The sequence below is a fragment of the Pseudoalteromonas sp. meg-B1 genome, assembly GCF_003173795.1.
GTDB lineage: Bacteria > Pseudomonadota > Gammaproteobacteria > Enterobacterales > Alteromonadaceae > Pseudoalteromonas > Pseudoalteromonas undina.
Genome location: NZ_QGQU01000001.1, coordinates 1,769,555 through 1,786,159, shown reverse-complemented (window position 1 = coordinate 1,786,159; position 16,605 = coordinate 1,769,555). Strand labels below are relative to the sequence as shown.

Genomic DNA, 16,605 nt, shown 5'->3' with positions numbered 1-16,605 from the left:
CGCAATGACTTTTATCAACTAAAATAAAAAAACCGCTATTAAAGCGGTTTTTTATTATGGCTACTTACTGCCAATACGATTAATGAATAGGGTTTTGTATGAAAATTTTTGTTTTTATTTCACTATTATTTTTAACTGCCTGTAACAGCACTCAGGGTATTTCGGTTTATTCATTTACAAATTCAGAGGTTGAGTCGTTACTAAATAAAGAGTTACCTAAACTAAGTGAAAAAGTTAGCCTGATGGGCTTACCTGTGCAGTTTGATGTGAATGATTTAAGCGTTAATATTGGTCCCGACAACAGTGATTATGTTTTATTAGGTGCTGATTCGAGCGCCGAAATTAATGCCTTTGCATTAAAATACCCTGTGCGTTTAAAGTTACAAATACAAGGCACGCCTTTTTATGATAGCGAGAAAAAAGCCGTATTTTTACGTAATGTTAAGTTACGCGATTCAAGTATCGATGCCGGGGGTTTTAAAGGTAATTTAGAAGTGCTGGATAATGAGGCGATGGATGTCATGAATGCATTTTTAGCGGTTAACCCTGTTTATAAGTTAAATATGAACGACCCTAAAATGGCACTGTTAAGTAATTTACCCTTAGATTTAAAAGTAGTCGAAGGCGCGATTAAGCTAGTGCCTCGGTTATAATTTAGATCCAACAAGCGTAATAAAACGTACTAATTGACCTTATTATTAATAGATTAGGTTAATTATGGCTAATGAGCGATCCGTTCCCACCTCTCGACTTTCACGATTTGCAAAGTTAGGCTCATTGGCCACCGGCGTTGCCACAAATATGTTAGTGGGCGGTACCAAAAGTGCGCTTAGTGGTAAAGGTTGGGATAATAAGAGCTTATTACTCCAGCCAAAAAATATTGAAAACTTAGCCACTCAGCTGTCGCATCTTCGTGGTGCGGCAATGAAGCTTGGGCAGTTACTTTCAATGGATGCTGGCGACTTATTAACTCCCGAGCTTGCGCAGTTACTGTCTTTGTTGCGTGCCGATGCCAACCCAATGCCACATAAGCAATTAGTGAGCGTGCTAAAAGAGCAATGGGGGGATGACTGGTTATCGCGTTTTTCTCATATTGAACTAAGACCGTTTGCAGCTGCATCAATTGGGCAGGTTCATTTAGCTTATATAGAAAATGGTGATCAATTAGCCGTTAAAATTCAATATCCAGGTATTGCTAAAAGTGTGGTAAGCGACGTAGATAATGTGATCACTTTACTTACTTTATCGCGATTATTACCTAAAGAGTTGGATATAAAACCCTTAGTTGAAGAAGCGAAAGCGCAGTTACTAGCTGAGGCTGATTACACCCTAGAAGCTGAATATTTAGCGCGTTACAAAAACCTGTTAGCAAATAACGCGCATTTCAAAGTCCCTAGCGTGTATCCTCAGCACAGTACTGCGCAGGTGCTAACCATGGAGTATGTTGATGCCAAATCCATAGAAGGCATTTGTGATTTATCCGCTGCTGAGCGATGCTTTGTTGCAGAGCAACTAATTGATTTGTTTTTTAAAGAAATGTTTGAGTTTAAGTTAATTCAAACCGACCCTAACTTTGCTAATTACCATTACCAACCAGAATCACAAAAAATTGTGTTATTTGATTTTGGTGCCACCCGAGAAATTACCTCTCCCCTTAGTGATGCTTATTTAGTCCTGTTTAAAGCTGGCAGTAATAATGATCGTGAAGGCGTGCTCAATGCTGCCACTGCTATTGGCTATTTTAAAGACGCTCTAAAAGGTGACTATAAAGAAAGCGTGATTGATTTATTTTTAATGGCTTGCGAGCCACTTCGCTATAATGGTGAGTTTGATTTTAAAAACAGTGAGCTTGCTAGCAACATCAAAGATGCTGGGTTACAGTTAAGCGCACAGTCGCAGCAGTGGCATACCCCTCCTGTGGATGCATTGTTTATTCATCGTAAATTAGCTGGCTTATATTTAATTGCAGCGCGTTTAGAAGCCAAAATAAATATTAAGGCGTTATTTAGCCATTATTAAGTGCTAAAGCAGGATAAAATTGGCATAATGCTCGCGATATTTCGCGAGGTTGTATTATGATAAAAAACTTTTTAAACGATCCTACCTTATTGCTTAATGCGGTGGGTGAGGGCATATACGGATTTGATTTATCCGGCAATGCGGTATTTGTAAACCCAGCTGCAGAGCGAATGACTGGGTGGACGGCCGATGAATTATTAGGAAAGAAAATACATCAATATCATCATCATAGTCATGCCGATGGCACTCCTTACCCTGCCGATGAGTGCCAAATTTATTGCACTATGTTTGATGGCAAACGCCGCGAAGTAAAAAACGAAGTATTTTGGCGCAAAGATGGCAGTGCCTTTGCTGTTGAGTATACCTCCACTCCCGTTTATAAAAATAACCAGCTCATTGGTGCTGTAGCAGTATTTCGCGATATATCAGCACAACAGCAAACGCAAACTCAGTTGCACGAAGCGTTAGCTCAAGTAAAGCACCTAAGCGAGCAGCTAAAAGATGAGAATGATTACCTTATTGCCGAGCTTAATGAGGATTGGCAAGATTCAGGACTGGTTGGCCACAGCGCTGTATTCCAACGCATGTTAGATCAAATACAGTTAGTGAGTGAAACCGACAGCACCGTACTCATTCTTGGTGAAAATGGCACTGGCAAAGAGTTGGTAGCGCGTAACTTACACCGTCTCAGTAAACGCAACGAACAAGCATTTATAAAAGTAAATTGTGCGGCATTCACTCCAAGTTTATTAGAGTCAGAACTTTTTGGGTATGAAAGGGGCTCATTTACTGGCGCTAACGAGCGTCGTAAAGGACGTTTTGAACTTGCCGATCACGGCACCTTATTTTTAGATGAAGTCGCAGAGCTGCCGTTAGAGTCCCAAAGTAAGCTATTAAGGGTATTACAAGAGCGTGAATTTGAACGCGTTGGCGGTAGTCAAACCCTAAAGGTTGATATTCGCATCATTGCTGCAACCAACCGTAACTTGTGGGAAATGGTACAAGCAGGGCAGTTTAGAATGGACTTATATTACCGTTTAAATGTATTTCCTATTCATGTGCCAGCACTTAAAGAACGAAAAGAAGACATTCCTTACTTGTGTCAAAACTTAATTGCACAAATAAACAAGCGCTTAGGTAAGCAATTACAAGGGTTAAGTAAAAAAGCGATCAGACAATTACAAGCGTATGACTGGCCAGGTAACATTAGAGAGCTACAAAATGTACTCGAACGAGAAGCTATTTTATCTAAACACTCTACATTACAGTTAAGTCAGTCGCTTAAAGCGGGCGATGATAACGCCATAAACCCAACGCTTACACTTGATGAAGCACAAAAACAGCATATAAGCAGCGTATTAGCACTGTGTAATTGGAAAATTGCAGGTGAACAAGGCGCGGCAAATAAGTTGGGCTTACCAGAGAGTACCTTACGCTCAAAAATGCAAAAGTTAGGACTGCGTCGTCAGAGCTAACTCGTGATATATCGCGATAATCGCTAAATATCGCGATATTATAGTTCGGTTTTATTTTTAAAGTCATTTAATATCAATGCTTTAGTTTAACTTTCAGTGTGGTCTGAAAGTTGCAAATACTTGTTTAATCCCGTCACTATGAAGTAAGTAGCATGAAGTTTGATATTAAAGAAGAAGACATGATCATAAAGCCCTATAAAGAAGAGGGGCCAATTTATATACGCGAGCAAAAAGGTTTTTTTCAACGTATACGTCGCAATTTAGGCTGGTTGTTAATGCTGAGTTTTATTGCCATTCCGTGGGTTCAATATAACGGCCAGCAAGCGGTTTTATTGGATGTGGCCACCCAAAAATTTACTATTTTTGGCCTTACCTTGCTCCCTCAAGACTTTATGATTTTAGCCATGCTGTTTATGGTGGGAGCGTTTGCCCTATTTTTTGTTACCAACTGGCTTGGCAGAGTATGGTGTGGTTATACCTGCCCACAAACCATTTGGATGTTAATGTTTTCTTGGGTTGAGCAACGTATAGAGGGTACGCGTAACCAGCGGATTAAGCTTGATAAGAGCCCTTGGGATATTTCCAAATGGCGAAAAAAAATCACTAAGCACAGTGCTTGGCTGGTTATTTCGGTGCTCACGGCGACCTCATTTTTAGCGTATTTTATCCCCGCTAAAACCTTGTACCTCGAAATGTTAAATTTAGAGTGGTCTGGGATCACCAGTTTTTGGGTATTTTTATTTGCGTTTTGTACTTATGGAAATGCAGGCTTTTTACGTGAAAAAATGTGTACTGTGGCGTGTCCGTATTCGCGCTTTCAATCGGTGATGTTTGATAAAGATACGCTGGTGGTTACTTACGATAGCGAGCGTGGAGAAAATCGCGGCCCACGTAAACGCAAAGCCGATCCTAAAGCGCTTAATTTAGGTGATTGCGTAGACTGTAACTTATGTGTGGAAGTATGTCCTGCAGGGATTGATATTCGCAATGGCTTGCAATATGAATGTATTAACTGTGGTTTATGTATTGACGCTTGTGACGACACCATGGATAAGTTTGGCTACGAAAAAGGCTTAATTAAATACGCCAGTGAAAAGCAAATGGCAGGGCAAAAAACCAATCCATTTAGGCTTAAACTTGTAGGCTATGGGGCGTTAACTGCGCTATTAATTTTATCTATGTTTGCATGGATGTTACAACGTACCCCTATAGAAGCCTCAGTACTTAGAGATAGAAACGCATTGTACCGGGTAAATTACGAAGGCTTAGTTGAAAATCCTTACACGCTCACTATTATCAATAAAACTCAGCAACCGCTGCATTATTCAATTTCAATTAGCGGTTTAGAGGGGGCTACATTGCAAAGCCCAAATGCTATATTAGTAGAACCTGGGCTGATGAAAAGTGTGCCGGTAACGGTGACCGCAGACGGTTACGACTTAGCACGCAAAGTGAGCAAGCTGAGTTTTGTGATAACTTCGCAAGAAGACCCTGCAATTACTATTACCAAAGACAGCCAGTTTTATAAAAATTAATAAAGTATGAGTCCTAGCCAGTTAACAACCTGACTCGGCTAGGGCTAGCTGCTTAATTACAAATTTTTTGGCGCTTTGAAAATCAGCAAACAAGCATTCTTGCAAATGAGCATCACGGCCAGAGCTGTGCATAATCCGCTGCAATTGCCTTATAGCAATAGGCGAGGTGAGGACAAACGCACTGATCAAACAGTTATTAATCCCCATTGTTTGGCTTACATCTATCATGTTTTTTTCAGCATCGGGGGTAGCAGCAATCACCTCAGGAGAGTGGCTAATATAACCCCAAGACAAATGTTTAAATGGTTCAATGCTATTTAATAAAGCGGCTTTAAAATGATTTAATAACTGAGGGTTTAAGTTACCTTTAAACTGCCCAATAACTATATTACCTTCAACACGCAAGCTATAACTGCCGTAGTTATTTTCAAATTTCAATAGCCGCCCCTTTTATTCATTATCTACTGCATTGGTCACTTATTAATAATGTAGTCTAAGGCACCTGAAATTGCAGCAACTTGCGCTAATATACACTCTTCAGGGTTAGCCGTTGCACTGTCTGGATATACTTCAGTGGTGGTGACATACGCAGCTTCAGAAAATCCCATGCATAGGCCTAAATCACGGGCCGCGTAATTAATTACCCCAAATTGCGCTTGTGGTACACCAATTAATTGCTGATTTTCATCGCTAGGTGCAATATGCGTTACTTTTTCAACATGTTCAATAATTGCTTTTTGAAAAGCAGGCTCTGGTTTGTTGCTATCAGCCACTAAATAAAAGCCATCTGGAATATTCCAATTGGTGTTTACTTTGCCTTCACGAGCTGCAAGTGCAGGTCTAAATTCACTGTTATCAGAATCTGTTGTTTCATGTAAATCTATATGCGCGATCAAATCAGTATTTAAAGATTGTACATAGTTCATTACTGCCGCTGATTCTTGTGCTGGGCTGCCCTGATAAAAAGAGCGGTTAGGGTCTACCGCATCTGGGTTCCAACGATTAATCGTTTCATAACCCCATGGGCTAATACAGGGGGTAATTACAATATTAAAGTGCTCAGCGTACTTATTTGCCAATGTTTTAGCGAATCTTAAAGCGCCATGAACACCACTGGTTTCGTAGCCATGTACGCCGCCAGTAATTAAAACAGTGGCTTTGTTTGTATCAAAATTAGTGGTTTTTAACGCGTACAAAGGGTAGCTACCTGCGGCATAATTAAGCTCACCGTATTGCTGTACTTCTAGAGTGCTTCTAAGTTCATCAATTAATGTTACGACTTCTTGTTGATAGCTTCGCTTGATACTTTGGCATGCCAGCCAATGCGCTTTATCCTCGTGATTCCATTGCTTGCCGGGTGTGCCAATAGGATAAGTAGAGTGAGTCATGTAAAATCCGATTTATTAAAATATTGCAGCAACTATACCTAAATTGCTAAAAAATACGAGTGCAAGTATCAAACTCGATTTTGCTATAAACGATGTTGTTAACGAAGAAACGCCCGGTTAAAAAGTGCGCGCATCGAGGTTTAATTAACCATTAAAAGTAAGCCCTCTAAATAAAGTTCCCTAAAAAGAACCAAGCGCACAAAAAGTGAACGCTAGTTTTTGAGCGTTTTTAACATTATTGATCAAAAATAAAGCTTTTATATTTATATAATATTATCAAGAGGTTAATTTGGCTTGTTTTTTTTGATGGTGTTTACGTTAATGCTGGGTTCGTAAATCTATTTTTACAAAAAAAATCATTTTAAATTAGCGCGTTACCAATAATTATTCATAAAAAAAACATAAAAAACTTATCTTTAACATTTGACACATTGTTGGCTGGTGAGACTCAACTTTATTCCTGTGTTAAAAATGCTGATAAATTACATTTGGTTACATTGTAAGGCATATATTTAACGTTCATGTAAATAATGGCTTAGCAAAAGTAACTTTTCCTCAGGCTAACTAGCAGAGATCACAAACTAAGTCACTCTGTAAAAAGAAAGGTGTTATGTTGAAAAAAAGAAATCTTATCGCAGCAGCAGTTAATACAGTACTTGTAACAGGTGCTATTGGCGCATCGAGTGCATTCGCTCAGTCAACAGCAGATGCTAAACCAGTTGAACGCATTCAAGTGACTGGTTCAAAAATCAAGCGCTTTAACCTAACCTCGCCAACGCCTGTGACTGTGATCAGCGGTGTTGAGATGGAAAACCAAGGTATTACTAACGTTAATGATTTGCTTGCAGAAATGCCACAAGCTACGGTTGGCCTATCACCAGAAACAACGACTAACACTATTTATGCGTCAGGTCTTAACACAACCGATCTTCGTGGTTTGGGATCAGAGCGTACATTAGTGCTTGTTAATGGCCGTCGCTTTGTGCCTGGTTCTGTGGGTGACACTGCAGTTGATTTAAACAACATTCCTACCACAATGATTGAGCGTATCGAGATTGCTACAGGTGGTGCTGCAGCCGTTTACGGTGCAGATGCTGTAGCGGGTGTTGTAAATATCATTACTAAAAAATCAATGGATGGGATTGAACTTGATGTTTCTACTGTACGTCCAGAGCAAAGTGGCGGCGAGCAAAACAACTTCTCAATTACAGGTGGTATGGAAGGCGATAAACTCTCTTTTATTGCTTCATTTAATTACACAGAAAACAAAAGCTATGGCAAGCTGAGCCGTGATTTTTACCGTAACCCTGTGAACTCATTCGCAAACCCTGCAAATACAAGTGGTGACGACGGTATCCCTTCACGTGTTGTTTTAGGTCAACCAACTGGCCTTGCTTACTACTCAGAAGGTGGTGACTTTTTTACCAAAGACGCCTTTGTTGATAACGGCTATGACAATCACCACTACACTTTTGATGCAAATGGTAACCTAAAACCGTTTGACTATGGTTTAGGTCGTATTCCAAACCCAGGAGTTGGGCGAGACGCTACAGGCTACTTCCAAGATGGTCAAAATCAAGGCGATGGTGTTTTTGGCCACGGCTATAAAGAGTACTTTCAAACGCCACTAGAGCGTATGATTGCTTCAGCGTATGGTACTTATGAACTTAATGACGACCATGCACTTACTTTTGACTTTACTTATTCAAAAACTGATGCAACCACAGAGAGCTCTCCAGCCTTCTTCCGCCATACAATACGTCGCGACAATGCATTTATAAAAAGCGATATGGCTAAAGTAATGGACGACAATGGGCTGACATCAGTCACACTTCGCCAAGCTAACGAAAACTTATGGGGCGATCGTGCATATAACCAAGAGCGTGAAGTATTCCGTACTTCAATAGGCGCTGAAGGTATATTAAGTGATGACTGGGGCTACTCTGCTTACGCACAATTTGGTCGCATCGAGCAAGATACTCTTTGGACTGGCGAAGTATTAACGCAAAACTTGGCTAACTCTATTGATGCCGTTGAATACCAAGGCAATGTAGTATGTGCTAAGCGTAATGCAGACGGCGAAGTTATTGGGGCTATCTCTGGTTGTACACCATTTAACACAATGGGCGCGACTTCGGCAACACAAGCACAGTTAGACTATATAGCGACTGATGCAACGCGCTTTGCACAACACGATCAAGCCGTGTTTGCTGTTACTGTAGATGGCGCCTTATTTGAGCTACCTGCCGGTTATGTTGCAGCTGCATTTACCGCTGAGCACCGCCGTGAGTCAGCAACTATTACACCGTCTGAAAATATGCAAAAAGGCTTAATTTTTGGTAATTCAAGCCTTCCAATGGATGGTGAGATTGATGTAAATGAGCTCTCAGCTGAAATTTCAATTCCATTATTAGAAGAAACCTTCCTAACAACGGATTTAACCCTTGAAACAGCATTTCGTTACATGGATTACTCGGTAACGGGTGAAGATAATGCCTGGAAATTAGCCCTAAACTGGGGTGTAACTGATGAGTTACGTATACGCTTAAACCGTTCTAAATCAGTACGCGCTCCCAACCTAGGGGATTTATTCACGCCTAACTCAAAAACGTTTAGCTCAGGTCGCGCGGATGTATGTAGAGCTGACTCTATCGCTGAATCAGGCAGTAAATATAAAGATAATGTAATCAAAAACTGCCAAGCCGCAGGGCTTCCTGAAGGCTGGATGCCATCAGATGAATGGCTTTCAGGTGGGAGCTTGCCAGGCTATATTCAAGGTAACCAAAACCTTGAAAATGAAACATCTAACGATTACACCATTGGCTTAATTTATACACCTGAGTTCGTGGAAGGGCTAGATATAACGCTTGATTACTGGTCATTCGAAGTAGAAGGCGCTATTGAATACTTTGGCCGTAACAGTGTTGAGCTTTGTTATGAATCGTCATCTTTAGATAATCCTTTCTGCAGTAACGTTGTGCGTAATAAAGAAACGGGTGAAATTGAAAACTTCTTTACTCGTCCTATAAATGCCGCAGTTATTAACAAAAAAGGCGTAGATGTTGAATCTGCATACCGCACTGAGTTGTTCTCTGGTGACTTAGCATTGAAACTAACAGCAACTTACCTAATAGAGGACAACAATAACTCTACAGGCCGTGCTGAAGATTTTAGAACTGATGTAGGCGAAATAGCTTCACCTCGTTGGAAGGGCCGTTTTAATGCCGTTTATTCTCATGATGACTCAGCGTATGTGCTAACCATGAACTATCGTCATGCAACTGTTAATGATAACGACTGGACCATTGAAGATAACAACTACAATGATATCCCGTCTTACACAACATTTGATTTCATGTACAAAACTTATCTAATGGATGAGCTACAGTTACGTGTTGGTGTTAACAATATATTTGACCGTGAACCACCACGTAACCCGTTCACTTACGACGATGGAGAATTTTTCGATGTTAAAGGACGCCGCCTATCTTTAGGTGCAAAATATACTTTTTAATTTAAGCGTATAACACTAAAACGCCTTAGTTTATTAAGCTAAGGCGTTTTTTTATAGGTAAAAGTAACTTTCAAAAACGAGTATTGTTAAAAATTGCGTCATTATTAGTCTAAATCAGATTGAGGCTTTGCTGTAATTGGGCCCATTTTTATTAAAAACATAATCGTTTCTGTAACGATATAATTAACTACTAATACAACGTAATTACTATTTTCTAAAATATGGCCTTGAGCTTTAAAGTCCTGAGTCATAATGGCGAAATTTAGCTGCCACTTTAATGCTGACTAAAATAGCGCGCAAGTATATGCGTTAGTCACTGCATTAGTTAATGGCTGAGCTTGAATGCGGATAGTGCCTTTGTTGCATAAAGTCTTCTAAAAACCATGCGGCAAACTCATGTCTGCCCTCTACATCCGCTTTACTATATATATCTGAAGCTTGTTGGCGTACTGTTTTTTCTTTAGTGCTTCTAAGCGCGCTAATTTCTTTAAAGCTAAGCCCTTTGAGTAATAGCATAGCTACTTCCTGCTCGCTACGAGTGAGTGTCCACTGAGAAAATTGAGTTTGTATAATACCACTGTATTGATGGCGCGCGTCTTTCATTTCCTGCGATATATTGTTTAGCTGAGTCACAGAGTTGTTTAACTCGCGCTTGAGGTTATTAATTTTTTTGGTTCGTGCGTTAATATCTTTAATTAAATACAGAGCACCTAAGCCAGAAATAACCACAATTAAACTCTCAGTAAAAATATGCCACTGCGGCACTCCTAATTTTAAATCCATGATCACGTCAAAAAAATTTAACACCATGATCATCAATAGTGTTGCTGCAATTATTTTATCTCTCATTAAAGTCTCTATTATCAGTAAGTTAAATTTACAATGGACATATGTACTGTGATACAAAAATTAAGGTTTATTGGCATGTTAAGGCGTATGCCTGATGCGGTAACCCCGTAAAAAGGGCATGGTTATTCTATAAAATTAATCACATGCGGACAAACCAAATGCAGTTAAATTATACAAAAATACGATGTAATTTTGTGCAACACTCTAACGCGTTATTATTTATTGCTGTGCTGACCTGTTTAACTATTAGCCGTGTGTCAGCCGCGCAAACGCTTGCTCCCATTCCGATTAGCGAGTTAAGCGGGTTTGATACTCAGTTTGCCACCACTCATGCTACTGACTTTATTGATGCTCAAAGTGTAATGGGGCAAGTAAGTTATAAGCCGGGTGTTAATTACACGGTATTGTTTGCATTTGATGTCGCGCAAATTAATTATTTATACGCTAATGGGAGTCATTTAAAAAAAGGCGCTATTGTGGCAACCATTCAAGGTAGTGACGTCCAGCACTTTTTAGACACTTACCAATCAGCAAAAGACATGCTTAATGTAGCTAAGAGCCATTATGATATAAACAAGGTGCACCTTAAAAATAAAATTATTAGAAGCTCTGAGTGGGTCACTATTACGCAAAGCTACTATGCAGCCAAACTAAGTTTTGAACATTTAAATCACCAAATGAGCTACCTGCAGATTGATGAACAAGCAAACGTAAGTTTGATCAGCCCAAAAGCAGGGATATTGCAATTTCCTACTCAAGCGGCAAATCGTATGTTAGGTGAACGAGCATTCGACATCCTCGACCCTAACAGTATTGAGGTTAAGTTTACTGTTCCTATTAGTTTGGGCAAAGGAGTGTCTTATTTTAGGGTTTCTGATCAGTGCCAACTCACTATTAAAAGCGTAGACAGTATTGCTAATAAGTACCATCAAACTATTTGGGCATCACCAAGCTCTGCACAATGTAACTTAACTATAGGGCAGAGTATTAAAGCGGTTCCGGTTAAAAAAATAACGGGTTACAGCGTTGCTAAATCGGCACTATTTGAGTTTGAAAATACCAATTATATTGCCATTAAAGCTGACGAACATCTTGAGTTTGTGCCTGTACAGTTAATTGGTTCACGTAATCAAGATTTTATTTTTAGCGCCAATATCCCCTTAAATAACCGACAAGTATTAATTAGCTCAGTAAGTGCATTGCAGGGAATGCTGTTGCATTTAGGGAGAGAATAAATGTTGAACCTGCTTATTAAGTTTTCACTAACGCAGCGATTGTTTGTTAGTATTTTTGCCATTATTGCGATGGTTATAGGGGCTCGCTCGTGGTTGAGTATTCCGGTGGATGCATTTCCTGAAATATCGCCTACTCAAGTAAAAATTGTTTATAAATTACCGGGTATGAACGCCCTTGAAATTGAATCCCAAGTAACGCGCATTATTGAAACCGAACTACTGGGCATTCCTGCTCAGCAAATGCTGCGCTCTACCACCAAGTATTCGATTACCGATATTACCATTGACTTTAAACAAGGTACTGACATTTACTGGGCGCGCCAACAGGTAAACGAGCGGCTGTTAAATATTTTACCTAGCTTACCTGCCAATATTAGTGGTGGTATGGCACCAATGAGTACGCCGCTGTCTGAAGTGTTTATGTTTACCATAGAAAGCCCTAATTTATCGCTGATTGAAAAAAGAGAGTTACTTGATTGGCAAATACGCCCATTACTAAGAACCGTGAGTGGCGTAGCCGATGTAAATAGCTTAGGCGGGTATGCAAAAACGTTTGCTATCGCCCCCAACAACTTATTAATGCAGCAGCATCAAGTTAGCTTTTTACAACTGCGAGAGGCGATAGTGCAAACCAATCAAAATGGTGGCATAGGGCGCTTAGAAAAAGGCAACGATACGTTAATTTTGCGTACTGAGGGTAAATATAGCGATTTAGAGGCCATCAAAAATACAGTCGTTAAATCAACACAAAATAAAGTGATCCGCTTAAGCGATGTGGCCAATGTTGATGTCGGAAGTTTAACTCGTTATGGAGCAGTGACTAAAAATAGCGAAGAAGCTGTGCAAGGGTTAATTATTGCGCTTAAAAATAGTAACACAGCGCAAGTGGTGACAGAGGTAAAAAGTAAACTGCGCCAAATCGAAGCCTCACTGCCGCAAGGTACCAGCATAAACGTGTTTTACGATCGTTCTAATCTTATTAACACCGCAATTAGCACAATTACCGGCGTATTAGGCCAAGCTATCATTTTAGTAATTGTATTATTGGCGTTGTTTTTAGGGGATATTCGCTCCTCTTTAGTGGTGTCGTTATCATTACCTATGTCGGCGCTGTTAACTTTCATTATGATGAAACAGTTTAATTTATCAGCCAATCTAATGAGCTTAGGGGGCTTAGTGATAGCAATTGGTATGCTGGTGGATTCATCGGTTGTGATTGTTGAAAATATTTTAAATCGGCTGGCTAATAATCAACATTTACCTAGGCTACATGTTATTTATCGCGCCTGTAAAGAGGTTGCTGCACCGGTTTTTTCAGGCACTATCATTATTATTATTGTATTTTCACCACTGTTAATGCTCACCGGGCTTGAGGGGAAATTATTTACCCCTGTAGCGCTCACTATCGTATTTGCTATGTTAAGTGCACTATTGTTATCGCTTACAGTTATTCCTATTTTAGCCTCGCTATTGTTGAAAAATGAACCCGTTAAACAGCCTAAAATGGTGACGTTGTTACAAGGCTTTTATAGTAAAACCCTTGCTGAGGCGATTAAAAAGCCAATGCTAATAAGTGTTACTTCAATAATGGTACTGATCCTCAGTGGCGTGTTATTTCAGGGACTTGGTAAAAGCTTTATGCCAGTGCTAGATGAAGGCGACATTATTGTTCAACTTGAAAAATCTCCCAGTATTTCACTACAGGCTTCCCTTGATATAGACAAGCAAATTGAAGCCACCTTATTAAAAAACACTCCTGAAATAGTGCAAATTGTCGCGCGCACTGGATCGGATGAACTGGGGCTTGATCCTATGGGATTAAACGAAACCGATGTGTTTATGGAGCTAGCACCAAAAGAGCAATGGCGCTTTGCTACAAAAGCGCAACTAATAGAGCATATTCGCCAAACGCTTGCGCAATTTCCAGGTGTTAATATTGGCTTTACTCAACCTATTCAAATGCGTGTATCAGAAATGCTAACTGGTGGCACTGGCGATATTTCAATTAAAGTGTTTGGTAACGACATTGCAACCTTGTCATCGCTTGCAGAAAAAATCACTGCGCTTGCAAATCGTATTGAGGGGGCAAGTGATGTGCAAATGGCGCTTATTGAAGGGGGCAAATACGTTAATATTAAGCTTAACGCTGAAGTTGCGAGCCAATTTGGTTTAACAACGCAAACATTAAGTGAGTATCTAAAGTCTCAGCTTGAGGGATTACAGGTATCTACGTTGCAAGAGGGCAATCGCGTTATTCCGATTGTATTTAATGGTGCTACAGCTAAAAACCAATTAGTGGATTTATCTTCTATTCAAGCGCTCAAAAACAGTCTTATTTTAATGCCAGATAATAGCTTAATGCCGCTTGAAGACGTTGCTAGTATTGGTTTTAAAACAGGGCCATTGTTAATAGAGCGCGAAAAGGCTAAGCGCTTTGCCTCAGTTAGCGTTAACGTAGATAACCGTGATGTGGTGAGTTACGTGAATGAACTTAAAGCTAAAATTAGCAGTAATATAAAGTTACCCAGTGGATTTACTTTATCTTTTGGTGGCGAGTTTGAAAGTCAGCAACGCGCAACGCAAAATTTATTAGTACTCATTCCTGTGGCGTTAATATTAATATTTATTATTTTATTTACTACCTTTAAATCGCTATCTAAATCAATGCTGATTATTGCCAATATCCCGTTTGCGCTGATGGGCGGGGTGATTGCTTTGTATATTAGTAATGAATATTTATCGGTGCCTGCATCGGTAGGGTTTGTTGCCCTATTGGGGGTAGCCGTACTTAATGCGATTGTGATGATCAGCTATTTTGAACAAACTAAAATGTTTGCTGCAAATGTAACGCAGTGCATTTTAGATGGTGCTAGTAGGCGGCTACGCCCTGTATTAATGACCGCGACAACCGCTATGTTTGGTTTATTGCCGTTGGTGTTTGCAACAGGTCCAGGGGCTGAAATACAAAAGCCATTAGCTATCGTAGTTATTGGCGGGTTAATTACCTCCACTATTACAACACTTTATTTATTACCTATCTTTTATGGTTGGTTGGAGAAGAAACATGGCTGAACAGTTACTTTTTACCCTAAATGCACCCACAAATATAAAAGATGACGTAGTTGATATATTAATAGGCATAGACTGTATAACCGGCTTTAACTTAAAAAAAATTCAAGGCTATAGCAAAGAGCACAGCGAGTTTGATATTGCCGAGCAAGTAGAAGGGCATCGCAGTTTTTATCAATTTGAGGTGCATATTTTATTATCAGAACTTGCCATAGTAAAAACGGCGCTAAGTCCTGTTTGTAAGTACACGCCGTTAAAATATTGGGTAACCCCAATTTATGAAAGTGGGCACTTAGGATAACTCAGTATCTAGCATTTTATGCTGCTGAGCATTCTCAGCAGCATTGCGTGTTACTCGAACACTCCTTTTATGACTGCATGGGTGTTTTGCACCATTAAAGTGCCGTTAGCCCATACATACTCAGGGGTTAAGGTCTCTTTATCAAGAAGGACAACATCCGCGTCGCTTGTTGCTTTAAGGCGGCCTTTATCAAGTCCTAAAATATCGGCAGGGTTACTGGTTATGCTCATTAAAGCCTGCTCTATAGGGACGTTATATTCTTTGACTGCTTGCTGAAACGAACTCAGTAGGGATGCCTCTTTGCCCACCTCAAGCCCTAATAAATTAAAGTCTTTATCAAAAATAGGTAAACTAGCATGGCCATCTGAGCTCATAGTGAGTTGATTTGGTGCTACGCCTTGTTCTAAGCAGTAGGCAAGGGCATGGGCTGCTGCATATTCACCATGTGCTAAATCGTAGTCGGTGGTGCTGGTGGTAAAGTCGATAGTACCGCCTTGATCACAAAAGTGAATACCGGCATCAAGAAGTCCTTTATTACGGTTCATATGCGTAGGATAAAACTGTTTAAGCTTAATATCACTTTGCTGAGCCACCTGATGCAAAATACTCAAGTGACTATCAACAGGGCCGACGTGAATACTTACAGTGCCTTTTTTACCACTGAGCATACCGGCTACTTTGGCCTCGGCTGCCAATTCTGCCAATTGCTGGACCGTAGGTTGGCTACTGCGATGATCAGAAATAGCCACTTCGCCAACACCTATAAACTCCTCTATATACATGATGTCGTCAGTGATTGAGCGAGTAAGAGTTTTAGCGGGTAAATGATACGAACCGGTATGGCAAAATACATTCAGCCCTTGCTCTTTTAGGCCTTTTGCTTTGGCAATCAAATTGGTAAGCGTACGTGAGCTTGAGTCGGTACCCAGTGCGCCCACCACTGTGGTAGTGCCCGATAGGGTTGCATCGGTTAGGTTCATTTCAGGGGTACGGCTGGCAAATCCAGCTTCGCCACCGCCACCGGTAATATGCACTAACGAGTCAACAAACCCCGGCGTAACAAGCTTATTTTTACCGTCAATTCGTTTGACGAGTACACTGCTGTCGAGGATTATATTTTCGTCAATAGCAATGATTTTACCACCGCCAATTAAAACATCTTGTGTGCCTAGGTAGGTAGGTGCATAAACGTTTGCACCTTGAATTAAAGTTAACATAAC

General features: G+C 40.2%; 12 protein-coding genes. 8 read left to right on the top strand and 4 right to left on the bottom strand.

What is annotated here, in order from left to right:
• Nucleotides 1–98: 98 nt before the first annotated feature.
• The 4 genes from DK924_RS08445 to ccoG all read left to right on the top strand — a co-directional run bounded on the left by DK924_RS08445 (nt 99) and on the right by ccoG (nt 5,029).
• On the top strand, nt 99–653 hold the full coding sequence (locus DK924_RS08445) for a DUF1439 domain-containing protein (protein WP_010392868.1): 555 nt from the start codon (nt 99–101) through the stop codon (nt 651–653).
• Nucleotides 654–717: 64 nt separating this feature from the next.
• Nucleotides 718–2,019, top strand: coding sequence for an AarF/ABC1/UbiB kinase family protein (locus tag DK924_RS08440; RefSeq protein ID WP_109874867.1), 1,302 nt, complete (start codon nt 718–720; stop codon nt 2,017–2,019).
• A 56-nt stretch (nt 2,020–2,075) separates the two neighbouring features.
• Complete coding sequence (locus tag DK924_RS08435; RefSeq protein ID WP_109874866.1) at nt 2,076–3,494, top strand: sigma-54-dependent Fis family transcriptional regulator; 1,419 nt, start codon at nt 2,076–2,078, stop codon at nt 3,492–3,494.
• Nucleotides 3,495–3,646: 152 nt separating this feature from the next.
• The gene (ccoG, locus tag DK924_RS08430; RefSeq protein ID WP_054200638.1) at nt 3,647–5,029 is read left to right on the top strand and encodes a cytochrome c oxidase accessory protein CcoG; all 1,383 of its coding nucleotides are present in this window, start codon (nt 3,647–3,649) and stop codon (nt 5,027–5,029) included.
• Between the two features lie 21 nt (nt 5,030–5,050).
• On the opposite strand, the gene DK924_RS08425 is transcribed toward ccoG, so the two are convergent.
• Nucleotides 5,051–5,467 (bottom strand): hypothetical protein, encoded by a 417-nt coding sequence (locus DK924_RS08425; protein ID WP_055013120.1) that lies wholly within the window; start codon nt 5,465–5,467, stop codon nt 5,051–5,053.
• 35 nt (nt 5,468–5,502) lie between these two features.
• The gene (locus DK924_RS08420; RefSeq protein ID WP_109874865.1) at nt 5,503–6,417 is read right to left on the bottom strand and encodes a M14 family metallocarboxypeptidase; all 915 of its coding nucleotides are present in this window, start codon (nt 6,415–6,417) and stop codon (nt 5,503–5,505) included.
• Between the two features lie 610 nt (nt 6,418–7,027).
• Between DK924_RS08420 and DK924_RS08415 the strand changes: the two genes are divergently transcribed.
• Complete coding sequence (locus DK924_RS08415) at nt 7,028–9,931, top strand: TonB-dependent siderophore receptor (protein ID WP_109874864.1); 2,904 nt, start codon at nt 7,028–7,030, stop codon at nt 9,929–9,931.
• Between the two features lie 321 nt (nt 9,932–10,252).
• On the opposite strand, the gene DK924_RS08410 is transcribed toward DK924_RS08415, so the two are convergent.
• On the bottom strand, nt 10,253–10,780 hold the full coding sequence (locus tag DK924_RS08410) for a LuxR C-terminal-related transcriptional regulator (RefSeq protein ID WP_109874863.1): 528 nt from the start codon (nt 10,778–10,780) through the stop codon (nt 10,253–10,255).
• 194 nt (nt 10,781–10,974) lie between these two features.
• Between DK924_RS08410 and DK924_RS08405 the strand changes: the two genes are divergently transcribed.
• From DK924_RS08405 to DK924_RS08395, 3 genes are read left to right on the top strand one after another with little or no spacing between them, the layout of a single operon-like run.
• Entirely contained in the window at nt 10,975–12,015 is a 1,041-nt protein-coding gene (locus tag DK924_RS08405; RefSeq protein ID WP_258306436.1) for a hypothetical protein, read from the top strand.
• Complete coding sequence (locus DK924_RS08400; protein WP_109874861.1) at nt 12,016–15,087, top strand: efflux RND transporter permease subunit; 3,072 nt, start codon at nt 12,016–12,018, stop codon at nt 15,085–15,087.
• Nucleotides 15,080–15,385, top strand: a complete 306-nt coding sequence (locus DK924_RS08395; protein WP_010392847.1) for a DUF3240 family protein — start codon at nt 15,080–15,082, stop codon at nt 15,383–15,385. The genes DK924_RS08400 and DK924_RS08395 overlap by 8 nt, the downstream gene beginning before the upstream one ends.
• A gap of 50 nt (nt 15,386–15,435) precedes the next feature.
• Here the strand turns inward: DK924_RS08395 and iadA are convergent, their stop codons facing one another.
• Nucleotides 15,436–16,602 carry a beta-aspartyl-peptidase gene (gene iadA / locus DK924_RS08390; RefSeq protein WP_109874860.1) on the bottom strand — a complete coding sequence of 389 codons (1,167 nt, stop codon included), beginning with the start codon at nt 16,600–16,602 and terminating at the stop codon, nt 15,436–15,438.
• Nucleotides 16,603–16,605: the final 3 nt, after the last annotated feature.